Annotated in this window: 15 protein-coding genes and 2 pseudogenes; 10 read left to right on the top strand and 7 right to left on the bottom strand. The window is 43.8% G+C overall.

Features of this window, described 5'->3' with window-relative positions; all coding sequences use genetic code 11:
- Positions 1–514: 514 nt before the first annotated feature.
- Together CHH53_RS10905 and CHH53_RS10900 are read right to left on the bottom strand one after the other, a co-directional pair.
- Entirely contained in the window at positions 515–1054 is a 540-nt protein-coding gene (locus tag CHH53_RS10905) for a hypothetical protein (protein WP_095216163.1), read from the bottom strand.
- 775 nt (positions 1055–1829) lie between these two features.
- Positions 1830–2195, bottom strand: coding sequence for a hypothetical protein (locus tag CHH53_RS10900; protein ID WP_095216162.1), 366 nt, complete (start codon positions 2193–2195; stop codon positions 1830–1832).
- 443 nt (positions 2196–2638) lie between these two features.
- Between CHH53_RS10900 and CHH53_RS10895 the strand changes: the two genes are divergently transcribed.
- From CHH53_RS10895 to CHH53_RS17965, 4 genes and pseudogenes are all read left to right on the top strand, one after another.
- On the top strand, positions 2639–3337 hold the full coding sequence (locus CHH53_RS10895; RefSeq protein ID WP_095216161.1) for an ATP-dependent DNA ligase: 699 nt from the start codon (positions 2639–2641) through the stop codon (positions 3335–3337).
- Between the two features lie 245 nt (positions 3338–3582).
- Positions 3583–3837 carry an AbrB/MazE/SpoVT family DNA-binding domain-containing protein gene (locus CHH53_RS10890; RefSeq protein ID WP_095216166.1) on the top strand — a complete coding sequence of 85 codons (255 nt, stop codon included), beginning with the start codon at positions 3583–3585 and terminating at the stop codon, positions 3835–3837.
- Positions 3837–4187, top strand: a complete 351-nt coding sequence (locus CHH53_RS10885; RefSeq protein WP_095216160.1) for a type II toxin-antitoxin system PemK/MazF family toxin — start codon at positions 3837–3839, stop codon at positions 4185–4187. Before CHH53_RS10890 ends, CHH53_RS10885 begins: the two co-directional genes overlap by 1 nt.
- Before the next feature lie 896 nt (positions 4188–5083).
- Positions 5084–5227 (top strand): annotated as a pseudogene (locus CHH53_RS17965) (DNA/RNA non-specific endonuclease); the annotation flags it as partial.
- A 427-nt stretch (positions 5228–5654) separates the two neighbouring features.
- On the opposite strand, the gene CHH53_RS10870 reads toward CHH53_RS17965, so the two are convergent.
- On the bottom strand, positions 5655–6764 hold the full coding sequence (locus CHH53_RS10870; RefSeq protein ID WP_095216157.1) for an NAD(P)-dependent alcohol dehydrogenase: 1110 nt from the start codon (positions 6762–6764) through the stop codon (positions 5655–5657).
- 211 nt (positions 6765–6975) lie between these two features.
- Between CHH53_RS10870 and CHH53_RS10865 the strand changes: the two genes are divergently transcribed.
- The 6 genes and pseudogenes from CHH53_RS10865 (at position 6976) to CHH53_RS17960 (ending at position 13206) form a co-directional block, all read left to right on the top strand.
- Positions 6976–7563: a TetR/AcrR family transcriptional regulator gene (locus CHH53_RS10865; protein WP_095216156.1), complete on the top strand. Its 588-nt coding sequence runs from the start codon at positions 6976–6978 to the stop codon at positions 7561–7563.
- 130 nt (positions 7564–7693) lie between these two features.
- Positions 7694–8656: a bile acid:sodium symporter family protein gene (locus tag CHH53_RS10860; protein ID WP_095216165.1), complete on the top strand. Its 963-nt coding sequence runs from the start codon at positions 7694–7696 to the stop codon at positions 8654–8656.
- Between the two features lie 407 nt (positions 8657–9063).
- The gene (gene selD / locus CHH53_RS10855) at positions 9064–10107 is read left to right on the top strand and encodes a selenide, water dikinase SelD (RefSeq protein WP_095216155.1); all 1044 of its coding nucleotides are present in this window, start codon (positions 9064–9066) and stop codon (positions 10105–10107) included.
- A gap of 18 nt (positions 10108–10125) precedes the next feature.
- Entirely contained in the window at positions 10126–11169 is a 1044-nt protein-coding gene (mnmH, locus tag CHH53_RS10850; RefSeq protein ID WP_095216154.1) for a tRNA 2-selenouridine(34) synthase MnmH, read from the top strand.
- 79 nt (positions 11170–11248) lie between these two features.
- Positions 11249–12340 carry a TDT family transporter gene (locus CHH53_RS10845; protein ID WP_143594491.1) on the top strand — a complete coding sequence of 364 codons (1092 nt, stop codon included), beginning with the start codon at positions 11249–11251 and terminating at the stop codon, positions 12338–12340.
- 162 nt (positions 12341–12502) lie between these two features.
- Positions 12503–13206 (top strand): annotated as a pseudogene (locus CHH53_RS17960) (DUF421 domain-containing protein).
- Between the two features lie 63 nt (positions 13207–13269).
- Here the strand turns inward: CHH53_RS17960 and CHH53_RS10835 are convergent.
- The 4 genes from CHH53_RS10835 to CHH53_RS10820 form a co-directional block, all read right to left on the bottom strand.
- A complete protein-coding gene (locus CHH53_RS10835) occupies positions 13270–13839 on the bottom strand; it encodes a YdhK family protein (protein WP_095216152.1) in 570 nt (189 codons plus the stop codon).
- A gap of 165 nt (positions 13840–14004) precedes the next feature.
- Positions 14005–16422 (bottom strand): heavy metal translocating P-type ATPase, encoded by a 2418-nt coding sequence (locus CHH53_RS10830; RefSeq protein WP_095216151.1) that lies wholly within the window; start codon positions 16420–16422, stop codon positions 14005–14007.
- Between the two features lie 98 nt (positions 16423–16520).
- Complete coding sequence (gene copZ / locus CHH53_RS10825; RefSeq protein WP_095216150.1) at positions 16521–16727, bottom strand: copper chaperone CopZ; 207 nt, start codon at positions 16725–16727, stop codon at positions 16521–16523.
- A gap of 305 nt (positions 16728–17032) precedes the next feature.
- On the bottom strand, positions 17033–17338 hold the full coding sequence (locus CHH53_RS10820) for a metal-sensing transcriptional repressor (RefSeq protein WP_095216149.1): 306 nt from the start codon (positions 17336–17338) through the stop codon (positions 17033–17035).
- Between the last annotated feature and the right edge of the window lie 137 nt (positions 17339–17475).

Genomic DNA, 17475 nt, shown 5'->3' with positions numbered 1-17475 from the left:
CTATCTATCCCAGCGTAGGGAGAACACGGAGACTCCTACGGGAACAGCGCGAGCTGAAGACCCCGCAGTGGTGGCCTTTCCACGAGGAGGCTAAGGCCGTGCCCGTGGAAAGCGGCGTGTTCTACCGAAGCGGCGCTCAAGAATAAGATTCGGTTTTAAGCACTGAGAAATTAGTTATATCCCAGCCTCCTTTTTCTTAGAAATAATACTTAAACACAAAGAATAGTATTAACGTAATTACGATCTGTGCAGCAATTAAAATAACATACCCTATATTAGACTTTTTCTGCGGATTCTTTTCGTAGTGTTTTACCAAGAGGTACTCGTTAGAAAAACAAGACAAATTGACGAGTAGTAAAAACAAGATAGTTGTGAGCAGAGCATTTTCAGTGTCTGAAAAATTAGTTGAAAATAACATAACTGTTATTATTAAATAAACATAAGAAAAGCTGAATTTCTTGAGTGTAATGGACATATGTGTAGACTCTCCTTATATCGTGTTTGTTAATTCAACTCAATCACATGCAATTGATGCTGCTGTGTATGCTGCCGAAGTAAGTAGTGGAATCAATAGTGCTGCTGGACCTGTTATGCCTAATGCATATGCCGCTGCTGAATAAGATCCTGCATGTATCAATCCTATAATACTAAGTGCATCTCCACAACTTATAGCCATTGTTCCCATTTGACCTGGCTCGTTTGTGTTTAATTCCTTCGCAATACTATCTGCTGTGTTTGAAACAACGTTGTCTCCTTCAGAGATGTAAGTATTAAATTGTTCTACAACTGATTGAAATTCATCATAACTAATGATCTCGCTTCCATTTAAAGCAGATTCTAACTCTTCTGCTTCTGTAATACGCAATTGTTGGTTCCCATTTTCATCAGTGTAAGCCTCTAAGTGTCCAAGTATGGTTCTGCTAAATTCCATTTGTTCCTCAGTTAAACCGTTTGTTTCATTCTTAGAAGCAGCTTGAGCGAATGGAGACCCAGCAATTCCGAATACAAGTACCGCCACTAACAAAGTAAATGTAACTTTTTGCAACATTTTCATACATATTCCTCCTCTTTTTTTGTGTTGCACTTAAGGATTTCTATGTATTTAGTCGAATTCCTTCCCTAAATTTATTTTTTGCTAATTTATTTCCATTTTTTAAACAGTCAATATTTAATGATTCAACTATTACCTTCATGTTAATTCTGGAAAAAGAAGTGCTGTTATTGAATCACTTATTAAAGGCACGAACCTTTCGAACCATTTTTTATTTTTGCAATCTCGATTTTAGCTTTTTTCCAACTTCCAAAGTTTCTTATGAAACTGTAGCTGCTGGGGACTTTGTTATCCCTGGCATAGTCGTTCCAGGTCGTAATAGATGCTGAGCCAAATACTTTATAATGTTTGATACTAATTTCTATAAGATCATTTAGGATGCTTACTATGTCTTCCTTTGTATAGAGGTCCGATCGCTTTCTTAAGGCTGGTAAGTCTAACTTCTCCTTAAGATTATTCCAACTGCGGAATTTATCGATAAATATTTGAGATCGAGGGAGAGAATTTTCGGAAGCAAAATCATCCCATTTTCTTCACGAAGTCAGGTGCTCTTTATTCAACTTTGCTATCTCAAACAGTTTTTTAGATGTATATTTGTTCTCCGTGCCAACCCCACAGGCTTCCTAAAAGGCTTTCCAAGATCCAAATTCATTAATAAGTGTCGAAATTGAAGGTAACTTTTCTTCTTTTGCAGTTACGTTCCAATCTCTTACTGTAGTTACATTAATCTTGTAATCCGTTATTTGCTTAATTAATTCTTTCTTTCGTTCTGAATTCATTAATATCCTTCAATGTTGTTCGAATTTTTGCCTTCCCAGATACTTCTTACAATGCTCTGGTTAGTTATATTTTCGTATCTATTTAATTCATTTTTTAATGTATTGAATTGCTCTTTATCGATGCAATTTCTTAATTTCTTTTTAATCTCAGACATATCGGTAAAAAAATGATTCTGTACAATGCTGACATAACTCTTGTACTGATCATTTGTCGCATAGATAGAGAAAGCATTCAATAAATCAGACATATTACTAGCTTCTATAAAGTATTTAAAACGATATGAATCATATTTTTCTATATCAATATCATCTATCTCAGGATTTGTTTCTATCTCAGCAATGAAAGTATCCGGAATACCTAACACATCCAGGAATTTTATCCTTCTGACTGTGAAATTTGTGTATATTTAAGTGTTTGCAGAAAAGTTTGTTATGTAGGTCTCCGTGTATAGGAACACCAAACGGCCGAGGTAACAGTGCATATAGTTCGTCTGCATCAGTTACTCCTATTAGGAATAACTGGTCATTTAGGGTAGGGATTCGGTTTAAATATTCTCTTGCTTCTTCAGAGTAAATGGCATTATTATCGCCAGTATTACATTTATACGTTAGAAGTTCATCTACAATGCTTTCTTCTTTAACTAACATTTTGTGCTGTGGTCATAAGAATAGCTTTAAGAAGAAGTTTAGAATAAGTAAAGGTGACAGTAGAATAGCTAGCATTGCACTCATTCCATATGTACCCAGCAAAGAGAATAATAGGTCATATAATAAACATATTATCCTCTTTTTATTATAGTATGGTTAAATGGAGAAATCATTGTACCTGGTACGGATGATAAGCCAGACTTTGAGGCAGTTATGTCCCGTTTTCTATCATCTAAATCAGATCTATTGCGTCTTTGATATTCTCTATTATGAGGGGAAAAGCGTCATGCTGAAGCCCTTAATAGAGCGAAAAGAACTGCTGGAGCGAATACTTCCAAGCAACGATTTGTTTGTGTTTGTCCGGTACTTTGAGGGACAAGGTGAGGCGCTATATGAGCTCACTAAAACCCAATCATTAGAGGGAATTGTACTGAAGAAAGCTGATTCCTTCTATAAGCCAGGAACCAGATTACACAACTGGCTAAAAGTAATCAACTATCAATATGAGAATGTCTTCATTACGGGCATACGGAAGAATAAGATTAGCTTGCTGCTGTCCTTCCAGGATGGATTTCCTGCAGGAATGTTGGAGTTCATGAGGCCTGGAGACAAGAAGAGACTTTATGATGAGTATCGGCAGCACGTATCAAAGGAAACAAAAGACTTTATATATCTAAATCCTGGATTTCAAGGAATAGTTAAGTATCGGAACCTAATAGCAAGGGGTATTTACGAATACCTTCCTTTGAAAAATGGATTATCTAATCTCCTTTTAGGGGATTTTTCTATTCATAAGCACAAAAAAGGACTTTACTGTGTTGCTAGAGAGCCCTGTGGCGCATTAATTTTCATTTTTTAAGGTAGTTAACCTTAGTAAGCGTACTGTATGCGCCTGTGTTATTTTGTTTTTTTCTCATCTTGGACACCTTTAATAGGTATCTAAAGCATCACTCACGTATATACTATGTATATACAAAAATGAACAGGAGTGGTATAATGAATACACAAGATTCAAATGAGAAGAACAAAAACGAAGTTAACCAAACAGAGAAGAAAAGCAAAGAGACGAAGGAAAAAGGACTAACACTAGGAGGAACTACAATCATGGCAGGTGCCACAACTGTTCAGAAATGGGGAAACAGTTTAGCAGTAAGAATCCCGAAGGATGTTGCTGAAAAAGTTCATATTGATCAAGGATCTTTAATGGAATTGAGAGTGGAAACTAACGAAGGAACAATCACTTTAGTTCCTAAAAAAGCCCGTAAGAAATATTCGTTAGATGAGCTTCTTTCAGGAATCACACCCGAAAACACACACAAAGAAATTGATTTAGGAACAGAGGGGAATGAATTGATTTAATGGAAACACCTGATCGTGGCGATTTAATCGTAATAAACTTCAATCCACAAGCAGGACACGAACAAGCAGGCCGTAGGACGGGAATCGTTCTATCTCCTAAGAACTTCAATGACAAAACAGGCTTTGCAGTTGTATGCCCGATAACTAATCAAGAGAAAGGCTATCCATTCGAAGTAGCATTACCTGAAGGTGGATCTCCTGTTCCTTCAGGAAAATCAGTTACAGGTGTCATTTTATCCGATCAAATTAAATCATTAGACTGGAAAGCCAGAAACATTAAAGTTATCGGCCCTGCGCCTGCAGAGGTTGTGGAAGAGTGTCTTGCTAAGGTCGCCACATACTTACAATAAAACCTTCCGAGAGTTACGGAAGGTTTTTTATTGCATATCAGGATCGGTGCAGCAGTTATTTTTCTATGTAACTATTCAAAGCATGCTGAGTAGACACTTCCTACTAATAGTGCTCTTTTTGTCTCTGGACCTGCCGCTTTTGCCTTAGTGAGTTTAGCAATAGGAAGGGAGTTTGAAAGTATAGCAAGTCCTACTGCAGAAATACATCGTTATTGCCCAATATATGGGAAGATGTTACGGTAACGACATAACATAGTTATTTATGTAAATAAATGGTTTGGAGGGATTTTTTTGAATTTTATTTCCAAATATGCATATATTATCTTTCTGACTTTATTGGCTATATCGATTATTACTAATTTAGTTTCAGAAAATACAATTTTAGAAGATACGATATCTGTAATTGTTCTTTTAATAGCTGCGATAGTTTTATTGATTAAAAGAAATGTAGATAAGAAAGGAAAATAACGTAAAATTTTCTTCGAGCGGCAGCCCTAAAATAGCTCGATAATCACGGACTGTACGGCTATCACCTTCGCGCCGGCTTCTCAATAGTAGCTTCTCATCATGTCAAATTTTTATGTAGTGGATCACTTTTGTTACTGCGTTTTTGGTATAGTTGCCAAATCAATATCACATTTAGTGCAACAGACAGCGAAAGAACCGGATATGTACTAATGAAGTGAACCAGGAAATCTCTTAGTAAGTTAAGATCTTTTCCGAAAATCTCCGGTAGAAAAGCCAAAGCAAGAACTGAAATAAAATTATCGTTGGTATTTTGCATTTTTTTATTGTCTCCTTCTTTAACAATAATTTGAACACGCTGCAGCGTGGATGTTTCTGCAGAAAGGGGTCTACTTATAGTACCCAGGCCAATCGCCTATCGGGAAGAGGAAGAAGCGTTTCCGGGATACGATATCCTTGAAGTCAATGGTGGTGATTTGTCTGGCTATCGACAACCGAACGTAGTAGTTGACATTGGTTTTGGGGAACGTGTATATTGGGCGTTTACTAACGAATACGGGCAATTGGTACGTGTCTCAATCCTCCCTTTATGCAAGTCGATTATTTCCCTGACTATGGAAAGTCCCAGACCATTCCCGCCAGCATTGCGAGTCCTGGATTCATCAGCCTTATAAAATCACTCGAACATATGCAGGATTGCCTCCTCATCCATTCCTATCCCGGTATCCTTTATTTTTACAATGGCAATGCCATATCCAAAGATGCACGCTGTCTATATCAACTGTTTTCATATTAGTGATCCTCCTGGTTATCAGCAGATTTCATCAGAAGTACTTCCAAGCTCTAAATGGAGTATAGGGGGCCATATGAACTGAATATGAACGGTAAAGCAATTTTCTAAACAGGAACGATTACAGCCAACGCTTCCTTTTATACAAAATAAAAAAGGCTGGATTCCTCCAGCCTTTTGCAACTTGGATGACCAATAGAATATCGAACTGTTCAAGCTTGATATTCTTTGTCGATGATCAGGATCGGTTTGATAGTGGATCCATTAGCAGAATCCTCGAATGCTTGTTGGATATCATCCATTTCATAGAATTTCACCAATTTATCGAATGGGAATTGACCATTTTCATAGAACTTCACCAGTTTCGGAATGATCAATTGCGGTACAGCATCGCCTTCGACGACACCTTTCAATGTGATGGCTTTTGTCATGATTTCATCGGTGACGTTGATCGTCAGGTCACGCTTACCAACCGCAACGGTTGCACATTCCCCTTTGACTCGCAGGCAGCGGATCGCAGCCAGTGTCACTTCCGGAACACCTGTTGTTTCCAAGGAGTAATGTGCACCTTTGCCAGTGATTTCTTTGATTTTCTCGGCAGCATCTTCGTTCTTGCTATTGATTGTATGGGTCGCGCCAAGCTCTTTCGCCAATTCCAAACGGCTGTCATGGATATCCACCGCGATGATCGGATGGCAGCCAGCGATTTTCGCCGCCATCATCCCTGCCAGCCCTACAGCTCCGGTACCGAATACGACAAAGCTCTTGCCAGCTTCTGGAGCCAGGGCGTTAAAGACGGTACCGCTGCCAGTCATCAGACCGCAGCCAAGCGGGCCCAGCAAACGAAGATCCGCGCTCTTATCCACCTTCACCACGTTCTTCTCATCCACCGTGCTATATGTCGCGAAGGAAGATTGACCGAAGAATTGCGATACTTCTTGATCATCTTCTGTATGAATTGGTGATACACCATATTTGTTTTTACCCGCAAAGTTAAGCTCCATGATGTTCTCACAGCCGCCTGCATTACCTTCCAAGCAGTTATCGCAATGACCGCAATAACTGAATCCAAGTACGACATGATCCCCTGGTTCAACCGTCGTGACATTGCTGCCTACTTTTTCGACGATCCCTGAACCTTCATGCCCCAGTACCGCTGGATATGGTACGGGCAGCGAGCCATCCAGAACCGTTGCATCCGTGTGACAAACACCGGAAGCAATGACCCTTACCAACACTTCATCAGCCTTCGGATCCTCCAGCTGCAGTGTTTGTCTTTTGAAATTGCTTTCTTCCGTAGTCAGCATTGCTTGGATTTCCATCCCAATTCCCCCAGTCATACATTTTTCAATTATATTAAAACGTTTTATAATATAATCAAGCTAAGTATAAAGAATCAGAAAACAGCGTTTCAATCACTAAAAAACTGAAAATGTATGGGTTTTCAACTATGACAATAGTTGTGTATAGTTTTTCAACAAAAAATTTAAAATGTCTAAAATTCATGACTAGCGAATTTAGTGAGGGAATAATATGAAAATAGATCGCCGAATTGAACGGACAAAATCCACGCTCATAGCCGCATTCCAAAAGCTAGTATCCGAGAAAGGCTATTCGAAAGTGAAGGTTAAGGACATCGTCGAGGAAGCCAATTACAACCGCACCACCTTTTATGTCCATTACGATGGCAAAGAGCAATTAGCCAAAGAAATGATCGAGATGGAGATGGAGCATTTTTCTTATGAATTCTTCAAACCCGTTCGCAATAATCCGATACTCGACTTAACGAAGATGAGTCCGGATGAAACCGATGTTTTTCAGTATATGAAGGATAATCGGCATTACTACGACCTGCTTGTGATAGAAGATCGGATACCAGGAATACGCGAGGCCTTATTAAATGTGCTGAAAGATGTATTCCAGAATCGATCTTCCTTCATAGGGGAAAAAGCTTCCGAAATCAATGCCCCATATTTCGCACACTACCGCGCTTATGGCATTTATGGCTGGATACTGGAATGGATCAAAGCCGACTATGATGCGACGCCGTCCGAGATGGCCAGAAGGATCATCAATCTATTGCACTATCACTCTTCCTTGATGAAGGAAACTTCTAAATGAAAAGATAAAAAAGATGCTGCACAAATAAAATTGCACAGCATCCCCTTTATATTTATCAGAAAAATAATAATATTGAAATTTATATAAATGTGTTATACAATCTGACAAACAGTGAAGGAAGAGGTGGATGATGAAAACTTTAGAACGATTCAGCCAGTTTGTCGGAAGTACCTTTGCGTATTGGGTCATTTTATTTGCGGTGGTCGCCTTCCTGCTGCCGGAAGGCTTCACATGGATCGTCCCTTATATTACCCCGCTGTTGGGTATCATTATGTTTGGAATGGGGCTGACATTGTCCGCAGGTGACTTTAAAGGCGTGGTAAAGCGCCCATTGGAAGTGTTTGCGGTCGTTGCCGGACAGTTCCTGATCATGCCGCTGCTCGCTTTTGCATTGGCTAAAGGTCTTCAGCTATCTCCCGAAGTAGCTGTCGGCGTCATTCTCGTAGGATGCTGCCCAGGCGGGACATCCTCCAATGTCATGACCTTCCTGGCCAAAGGCGATGTGCCATTATCCGTGACTGCCACCGCCGTCACAACCGTCTTGGCGCCGATTGTAACACCTGCACTCATTCTTTTATTTGCCAGCGAATGGATCGAAGTCAGCCCTGTCTCCTTATTTCTTTCGATCGTGAACGTCGTCATCATCCCAATCGTCTTGGGCTTATTGGTGAAACGCTTCTTCAACAAACAGGCAACCGCAAGTGTCAAAGCACTCCCGCTTGTATCCGCCATTGCCATCATCGGCATCGTGGCAGCCGTCGTTTCCAATAGCCAGGAGCAGATCGCACAGACCGGTCTCGCCATCTTCGGCGTCGTCGTCCTCCATAACGTACTTGGCTACCTGCTTGGCTTCGCCTTTGCCAAGCTCCTGCGAATGGATCTGCCAAAAAGCAAGACAGCCGCCATTGAAATCGGCATGCAAAACTCAGGACTGGGCGCACAGCTGGCAACAGCGCATTTCTCCCCGCTGGCCGCTGTACCAAGTGCCATCTTCAGCGTTTGGCATAATATTTCGGGGTCTATTTTGGCTAATGTTTTTGCGAGGATGGGGGTGGAAGAGAAGGAGAAATTTGCTAAAGAACAAATATCTTAGTGAAATAGCGTAGTTCATAGTTAGCCATTCTCATATTCGAGAGATGGCTATTTTTTTGTTAAAGTCATATTTTCTCCAATAAATAATGACAGTAGCCTACAGAATGGGCTATATATTTTATACGCTACCTCCTCCCTCGTCTTCCTTTTCAATTCTTCAGATAAACTTTTGACTAGTTTTTTAATCATCAGCTAATATCCTTCTTCTGATTTACTTTCCTGCGAATGAAGAATAGAAATGATTTCTACTAATTGTATTGATCGCACCTTAAAATAATCAAAATGCCTAACTTGCACTCCCGTTGTTAAACAATGTTAAAATAGATTATGTCAACATGTTAGAGATAAAAAGATTATGAATAGCAACCTATAAGAGCCAATAACCAATATGAGAAAGGATAGAGCTAAATGCCAAACCCAATAAAACTCACCTCCCTAACCACAAAAGGTGGCTGTGGCTGCAAAATCGGCCCTGCCGATCTTGATCAAGTATTGCGCACCCTCCCTCCTGCTGTAAAAGATCCGAATCTTATCGTTGGTCTTGAAACCGGGGATGACGCTGGTGTGTATAAACTGAATGACACAACGGCGCTGGTGCAGACGGTTGATTTCTTTACGCCGATCGTGGATGATCCTTATGATTTTGGGCAGATTGCGGCGGCGAATGCGATTAGTGATGTGTATGCGATGGGCGGTACGCCGCTTACGGCGCTGAATATTGTGGCGTTCCCGATTGCCAATTTGGATAAGTCGATTCTGGCCGATATTCTGCGGGGTGCCAGTGATAAGCTTCGCGAGGCGAATGTTACCTTGGTCGGCGGTCATTCCATCGATGATCAGGAGCCGAAATTCGGTCTGTCTGTCACTGGTACGGTGCATCCGGATAAAATTCAGACCAATGCCGGTGCCAAGCCTGGGGATCAGCTGATCTTGACGAAGCCGATTGGTGTCGGGATTTATACGACTTCTTTGAAACGGGGCTTATTGGATGAAGGCGAGATTGCCAACGTGACGAAGGTGATGGCAACGTTGAACAAGGTGGCCTCGGAAACGATGCAGAGGTATACCGTACATGCATGCACCGATGTGACTGGTTTCGGATTGCTTGGTCATACGACGGAAATGGCGCGGGAAAGCGGACAAGAGATCGTCCTTTCCTTTAACGATATCCCCGTCCTCCCTCGAGTTCGTGAGCTGGCGGAGACTGGTGCCATTCCTGGCGGTACGAAAAATAACTTTAATCATGTGAAAGGCAATGTCACTTTCTCGGAGGAATTGGATCAAATCGATCAATATATTCTCGCGGATGCGGTGACGTCCGGCGGGCTGCTGATGAGTGTCCCGAAAGCGGAAGCAGATGCGCTGCTGCAGGACCTTCAGGATAACCATATTGCCGCGTCGCGAATCGGCGAGGTCATTTCAGGTAATGCTGGTCATATTCAAGTAAATTAGGAAGAAGTGTAGCGAGTTATGTTCGAGGACATAAAGCCTGACGAATTATATAAACGCAAAGTGCAGCAAAGCCACACGATTGTCGATGTCCGTTCTCCCAAGGAGTTCCAGGAGTCGACCATCCCGGGAAGCATCAATATCCCCGTATTCACGGACGAAGAGCGCAGCGAGGTCGGGACGATTTATAAGCAGGTCGGACCGGAAGCCGCCAAACAAAGAGGACTTGCCATCTTCTCCAAGAAACTTCCTGACTTTATCGCGAGATTCCAACAGATCGATACCCCTGTCACTGTTTTCTGCTGGCGCGGGGGGATGCGCAGTAAAACAGCAGCCACTGTGGTGGATCTGATGGGTGTCCGGAATGTCACGCGCTTGAATGGCGGGATTCGTGCTTATCGGAAGTGGGCTGTCAGTCTTCTGGATGAGATGGACTTTGCTCCTGAACTTATCGTATTGAATGGCGGTACCGGCAATGGGAAAACGATTATATTGGAAAGGCTGCAGGAAGAAGGCTATCCAGTCATCAATCTGGAACAAATGGCCGGTCACCGCGGATCGATTTTCGGTCATATCGGAATGGAGCCGAATAATCAGCGTGCCTTCGATTTCCTGCTGCTTGAGAAAATGCTTGAATATCAGGACGAACCGTTTGTGTTCGCAGAAGGTGAAAGCAAGCGCATCGGCAAGATAACGATCCCTGATAAGTTCTACCAGAAAAAAGAGCGCAGCAGACAGCTTTTCATTGACTTACCGCTGGAAAAGCGCGTCGCACATATCCTGGAAGTCTATCAGCCTGCGAAGCATCCTGAGAGATTCATGGAAGCCTTCAGCCGGATAAAACGACGTATCCATACACCCATCGCCAGGGAAATCAAGCAATGCTTGGAAAGCGGGGAATATGCTGTGGCGGCGGAATTGCTGTTGGTTCACTATTATGATCCGCAGTATAACCATTCCGCTTCCTGTCCGGAAGATCAGCAAACGCATATCCGGGCGGTGAGTGTGGAAGATGCCATCGAAAAAATAAAACTAGACATACAGCAGACCAAAGCGCAGGGATGAATCCTGCGCTTTTATTCCGTGTTTCGTGTTACAGTATATCAGTGACTATCGGCAAAATTATTTGATACAGGTGATTGCATTGCTTTATTTTTTATTGATGATGATCATGTGCGCCCTGCTGATTGCGGTTTTTATATGGAAGAAGGTTTATATAAAAACCTCTTCCCTTGCTGCTGTCATGGCACTGGGAATCATCACGCAGGGTGTATTGTCCAATTATTTCAGTACAGGGGAAATCAAAGAATTGGATAAACTCCTAAGTATCCTTACTTTTTCTTTGTGGATTTCTTTTTTATTCTCGCTGTTTCTTGCACTTATACACAATCAGTTCAAAACCAGCCATCTTGCCAATCCGATTAATCGATTTGGTATAGGAACATGGGTTGCGGGGACGTCGATTTGCAGCATTCTATTATACAATCATTTTCCCATGTGGCAGCTGGCGGCCAAGTATATCGCCATCCTAAATATTTTCTTATGGATGGCTTTTATCGTATTAAGCCTATTTTCCTTCCGGGATATGTATAGATTGAAGCTGTCGCGAAACGTTCATGGCATCCTGCTTTTGACTACGGTGAGCACACAGTCTCTCATCCTGGAACTTCATACGGTTTTTGAAGGGAAGATTGCCGGTTATGTGAATATTTCCTTCCTGGTGATCGGAATAGCATTTTATCTGGTTTGTGCCGCATTCATCCTCTGCCGCTATATCGGGAATTTCCGGCAGCTCGATATTACATCGGATTGGAATAATACAAACTGTATCCTGCATGGGGCTCTGTCGATCACCGGACTCGCCGGCATTTACGCCAATGTTTACTCCACAGCCGTACTGCTCGCCTTATGGGGCATCACAGCTTCCGTCTTTTTGATGGTGGAGTCGATAGAGATTTATCGGCTTATCAGACGCATGCAGCGTCTTGGATTCGCAAAGGGAATATTGGTGTATGATGTTTCCCAGTGGAGCCGTTTATTCACGTTTGGCATGTTTTATACATTCACCTTCCAAAGTCATACAGGAGCAGGCTTGTCCCCTCTTCCATCAGCTGTCATCCATATTGGGATTTGGGTCATTCTCTTCCTGCTTCTTATCGAGGTCTTGCTAAGTATGAAGTTCATGCTGGGGAACCTGAGGCTTCCTCCCAAACAAATAAAAGGAGCTGCTAGCTGAGCGCGGCTGCCGGCCACAATTACAAGGCATCAGATATTCCTTCCCAGGGATTATCTGATGCTTATTTATATCTGTCAAAAGGATACCGGACGGGAAAGTGGGAAATAACTGTAACACCGATCAGCGGTGATTACACCCTATTGAACAAAGGATGTGCCTAATTTGGATTTCTTCCATAGCCAAGAAACACTTACATCTGTCGAATGGACTCTTCGGGCCGTCGTGTCCTTCATCTTTTTATTGATTGTCGCAAAAGTGCTGGGGCAGCGCTCCATTTCGCAGCTGAGACTGCTTGATTTTGTGATTGCTTTGGTCGTCGGGAATATCATTGCCACCCTCTTTCGGACGAGGAGCTGGGCCTGAAGGGCTCCATCATTACGACTGCAGTATTGGTGCTCTTATACCTTGGCGGGATTTTCCTTATTTTGAAATGGCCATGGTTCCGGAATTTGATCAATCATCGGCCGATCCCGATCGTCCAGGATGGAGAGATCCTTTATGAAGGGCTGCGCCATGCCAGGATATCGATCGATGTGTTATTGGAGGAGCTGCGCAAGGGGAAGGTGGAGGATGTGAAAAAGGTGGCGTTGGCGCTGTGGGAAGCGGAAGGAAAGATATCGTTCTTTCTCGATCCCAAGTATGAGCCTCTCACACCAGCGGCCATGCAGATTGACGTGCAGCCCTTCGATTTGCCAAGGTCCATCATAAAGGATGGGAGAATCATGTATAAGGAGCTGCATGGAACCCAGAAGGATGAAGCATGGCTCGTGTCCCACTTAAGAAGTAATTATCAGACGGAAGTCGATAATGTCCTGCTGGCAACCATTGATAAGAATGAAAAGCTGCGTGTGTTTTTGTATAAATGATTTCATCGACAGTCAAACAGCCAATTACCGATTCCCATCAGCAATTGGCTGTTTTGATTCATTCTATTCAGCTGACAATTCACTTTCGGTGACCCATTTGTGATTTTGCACTTTTTCTCCGTCTGTTGCCGACGTGTAGTCGACCATATAAACGGTAGTGGGCACTGCCGATTCAATCACTGCTGTCGCACCATCCATTCCATCCATATGATCGGCATCGATGATGACTTCATCTCCCGCCTTATAGGGGGCTTCGCCTGCATCCCCTATCTCTTCCTGGATGATCCATTTATGATGCTTCACTTCTTCGCCGGTATCTGTCCTGGTATATGATATCACGTAAGCCGTTGTGTCATATGCCCCCACAATCGTTGCTTCCGCACCTTCCATGCCTTCCATGTGATCGGCGGATATGATCGCTTTGCTGCCAACCTCATAGGTCGGATGCTCGGCTTCCTGCAATCCTTCAGGAACGGCACCGGAACTGGAATGATGCATGCCTCCCATACTTTCCTCCGAGTGGGAGGCATGGTCCATGTCATCCGTCTCGTTATCATCCCCGCCGCTGCATGCAGCCAACGTCCCTGCAGCCAGAAGCGAGAAGCCTGCCATGATGACTTTTTTTCCTAGCATATGGTCTTTTCCTCCTTAAAGCTTGCTGTTTCCATCAGCAGATACTAATGCATACCAGAAAACAAACTGTAGACCAGGATGACGGCACCAAGATACACAACAGCCGAAATCGCCCAAATCAGAATGCTTCTTTTTTGATTCATATGCAGCCCCTTCTTTCTGCGGTCATGCTTTCAATTTCGTCCTTTGCAGCCTTAATGCATTGAGGACAACCGACACCGAGCTGAATGCCATCGCTGCTCCTGCCAGCCATGGAGCCAGCAGGCCTATGGCTGCGACGGGAACGCCCAGACTGTTGTATGCAAGGGCCCAGAAAAGATTTTGCTTGATATTGGTGATGGTCTTTTTGCTCATATAGATTGCGTCCGCAATGCTTGTCAATTCCCCGCGGATGAGGGTGATATCGGCAGCTTCCATGGCGACATCGGTGCCCGTACCGATCGCCATCCCGATATCGGCTACCGCAAGGGCAGGGGCATCATTTATGCCATCCCCTACCATCGCCACTTTCTTACCTGCCAGCTGCAGTTTTTTCACCTCGTCTGCCTTGCCTTCTGGCAGCACCTCGGCGATGACCTGCTCAATGCCGACCTGCTCGGCGATCGCTTTGGCTGTCCGGGTGTTATCCCCTGTGATCATCACCACATCCAAGCCCATCTCGTGCAGCCGGCTGATGGCTTCTTTTGAAGTTTCCTTGATGGTGTCCGCAACGGCAACAATACCGGCATAGTTTCCATCGATGGCTGCCAGCATGGCTGTTTTGCCTTGCTTCTCCAGCTGCTCCATTCCTGCTGACACGCCCTCTGCATGAATGTCATATTTCTGCATGAGTCTGCGTGTGCCAATCAACAGCTGCTTCCCGTCCACGGATGCTTCGATACCGTATCCAGGGATGGCCTCAAATGTTTGCGCGGAACCAAGCTCGATCCCTTTCTCCTGTATGCCTTGGACGATTGCTTCGGCAAGCGGATGTTCCGAATTTCTCTCAGCGGTACCCACAAGCTTCAGGAATTCTGTTTCATCTATACCTTCTGCCAGCACAATATCGGTCAAGGCAGGCTTACCATTTGTGACGGTCCCGGTTTTATCCAGAATGATCGTGTCCAAACGATGCGTGGCTTCCAGATGCTCCCCGCCTTTGAACAGGATGCCGAATTCGGCAGCACGGCCAGAACCGGCCATGATGGAAGTCGGTGTTGCCAGACCGAGCGCACAGGGGCAGGCAATGACCAGTACGGCAATGAATTTCTCCAGCGCCTCGGCGAAATCGCCGGGACTTACGGCAAAATACCAAATAAGGAAGGTTACAAGTGCAATGCCGACGACAATCGGTACAAAAATACCTGAAATAACATCAGCCAGCCGCTGGATCGGCGCTTTGGAACCCTGTGCTTCTTCCACCACCTTGATGATTTGCGCCAAGGCGGTGTCTTTCCCGACCTTTGTTGCTTTTATTTTCAAGAAACCATTTTTATTGATCGTCGACCCGATGACATTGTCCCCGATGGATTTATCGACCGGGATGCTTTCACCCGTCAGCATGGATTCATCAAGTGCCGACTGCCCTTCGACAATCTCACCATCAACGGGGATCTTTTCACCCGGCTTCACATACACGATATCCGCTTCCAGGACTTCTTCGACCGGGATGATCATTTCCTGTCCGCCACGGAGGACGGTCGCGTTTTTTGCCTGCAGGCCCATCAGCTTCTTGATAGCCTCGGACGAGCGTCCTTTCGCTTTGGCTTCGAATAGTTTACCTAAAATGATCAACGTGATCAGAACGGCACTTGTTTCATAATAAAGCTCCACCATATGCGCAGCCGAACCAATGGATGCAAAGCTCAAATACAGCGAATAGAAATAAGCAGCCGAAGTACCTAAAGCAACCAGCACATCCATGTTCGCGCTCTTATTCCTTAACGCCTTATATGCTCCCACATAAAATTGTCTGCCTACGATGAATTGGACAGGCGTCGCAAGGGCGAGCTGCACCCAAGGATCCAGGAACATATCCGGCACCCAGATGAAGGATGTAAAGGTAAAGTGACTGACCATTGCCCATAGCAATGGAAGTGATAAAATCAGGGAAAACAAGAATTTTCCCTGCTGCTTCTCAATCTCTTTCTGACGATGGTCCACTTTCCCGCCCTGTGTATCCTGCTTTTGTTCAAGGGTATAACCAAGTTTCTGTATCGCTTCCTTCATATCAGGAACCGATACCTGATCCGGATAATAGTCCACCATGACGGATTCCAACGCAAAGTTGACCGTCGCTTTATCGACTCCATCCAGCTTATTCAAACGCTTTTCAATCCTATTCGCGCAAGCCGCACAGGTCATGCCGGTGATATCGAAATCAGCCTTATCCGTTGCAATGCCATAACCCAGGGACTGCACTTTTTCCTTGAATTTTGTGATGTCCGTTACATCTGCATCATATTTGATGCTTGTTTTCTCAAGGGCAAGATTGACATTGGCCTCTTCCACACCTTCGACCTTGTTCAGCCCTTTTTCAATCCTTGTGGCACAAGCTGCACATGTCATCCCGGTTATTTGCAGGGTTGCTTCCTTTTGACTCATCTTCTCACTCCCATCCCTTCATACCTCATAGGGGTATATTCTTTTGAAAAAATCAGACCGTGCCCAGGCACGATCCGATGACGGCTATCTATTTAGGATTACTCTACGTCATAACCCTGTTCTTCGATTACATCCTTGATCTCATTCAGTTTTACTGTATTTGGATCGAATGCAACATCCACTTTTGCTTCATCGAGGTTCACTTTGACAGCATCCACACCATCAAGCTGACCGACATTTCCTTCTATGGCATTTACGCAATGTGCGCAAGACATTCCTTGTACGTTAAGAGTGACTTGTTCCATCATAATTCCTCCTTGAATGTATGTTTTTTATCTTCACGATCATATTACCATACCCCTGTAGGGTAATTAAAGTATTTTGTTTCATTTTTATTTTTGTACACAGGGCGCAGGCTGATCCAAAACAGCAAACCGAGAAGGTATCTTCGGCTGTCCCTTTAAATAAGCCTTCTCACCACTTACTGGGATCATTCCCGTTTTCCTCTGAAAAAATGCATCGCCAATTAACATCGCCCTTATGCTGCCATACCCTTGTCAGGTATAAAAAATATACAGCATGAAAGCCAGCATATAACGGCTGGCTGCTATCAGGACGTTTTAGAAAACCTTTTGAATACTTCCATCAATTCCTGGATGGCTTCTTGTCCATCCCCATCCTTTATCGCGTCTGCTACGCAATGGTGGGTATGCTGCTCCAATAAATGAAAGCCGACTTTATTCATCGCTGCGTTGATGGCGGAGATTTGCGTAAGAATATCCACACAATACCGATCATTTTCAATCATGCTTTGGATACCGCGGACCTGGCCCTCTATCCGCTTCAAGCGTTTAATCAGCTGATCCTTATCGTTTGTCGATCTATGGGTGACTTTAATTTCTTCTGCATCATTCATGTAAAACACCTTCTTTCCTAAAGGGGAGTATCTATAACGGAATATCATATTATACGGTACGTGGGTACCATATAATAATAGCACATGGCCGCGGATTAGGAAAATGAATGAGCCGTAACGCGGAACCTGAGACTACA

It is taken from the genome of Terribacillus sp. 7520-G, from assembly GCF_002271665.1.
In the GTDB taxonomy this organism is placed as follows: domain Bacteria; phylum Bacillota; class Bacilli; order Bacillales; family Amphibacillaceae; genus Terribacillus.
This window is presented reverse-complemented; position numbering and strand designations above follow the sequence as displayed.

Coding starts and splice junctions, on each gene's coding strand:
- CHH53_RS10905 (WP_095216163.1), bottom strand. CDS start 1,054: ATGAAAATGTTGCAAAAAGTTACATTTACTTTGTTAGTGGCGGTACTT.
- CHH53_RS10895 (WP_095216161.1), top strand. CDS start 2,639: ATGGAGAAATCATTGTACCTGGTACGGATGATAAGCCAGACTTTGAGG.
- CHH53_RS10890 (WP_095216166.1), top strand. CDS start 3,583: ATGGCAGGTGCCACAACTGTTCAGAAATGGGGAAACAGTTTAGCAGTA.
- CHH53_RS10885 (WP_095216160.1), top strand. CDS start 3,837: ATGGAAACACCTGATCGTGGCGATTTAATCGTAATAAACTTCAATCCA.
- CHH53_RS10870 (WP_095216157.1), bottom strand. CDS start 6,764: ATGGAAATCCAAGCAATGCTGACTACGGAAGAAAGCAATTTCAAAAGA.
- CHH53_RS10865 (WP_095216156.1), top strand. CDS start 6,976: ATGAAAATAGATCGCCGAATTGAACGGACAAAATCCACGCTCATAGCC.
- CHH53_RS10860 (WP_095216165.1), top strand. CDS start 7,694: ATGAAAACTTTAGAACGATTCAGCCAGTTTGTCGGAAGTACCTTTGCG.
- selD (WP_095216155.1), top strand. CDS start 9,064: ATGCCAAACCCAATAAAACTCACCTCCCTAACCACAAAAGGTGGCTGT.
- mnmH (WP_095216154.1), top strand. CDS start 10,126: ATGTTCGAGGACATAAAGCCTGACGAATTATATAAACGCAAAGTGCAG.
- CHH53_RS10835 (WP_095216152.1), bottom strand. CDS start 13,839: ATGCTAGGAAAAAAAGTCATCATGGCAGGCTTCTCGCTTCTGGCTGCA.
- CHH53_RS10830 (WP_095216151.1), bottom strand. CDS start 16,422: ATGAGTCAAAAGGAAGCAACCCTGCAAATAACCGGGATGACATGTGCA.
- copZ (WP_095216150.1), bottom strand. CDS start 16,727: ATGGAACAAGTCACTCTTAACGTACAAGGAATGTCTTGCGCACATTGC.
- CHH53_RS10820 (WP_095216149.1), bottom strand. CDS start 17,338: ATGAATGATGCAGAAGAAATTAAAGTCACCCATAGATCGACAAACGAT.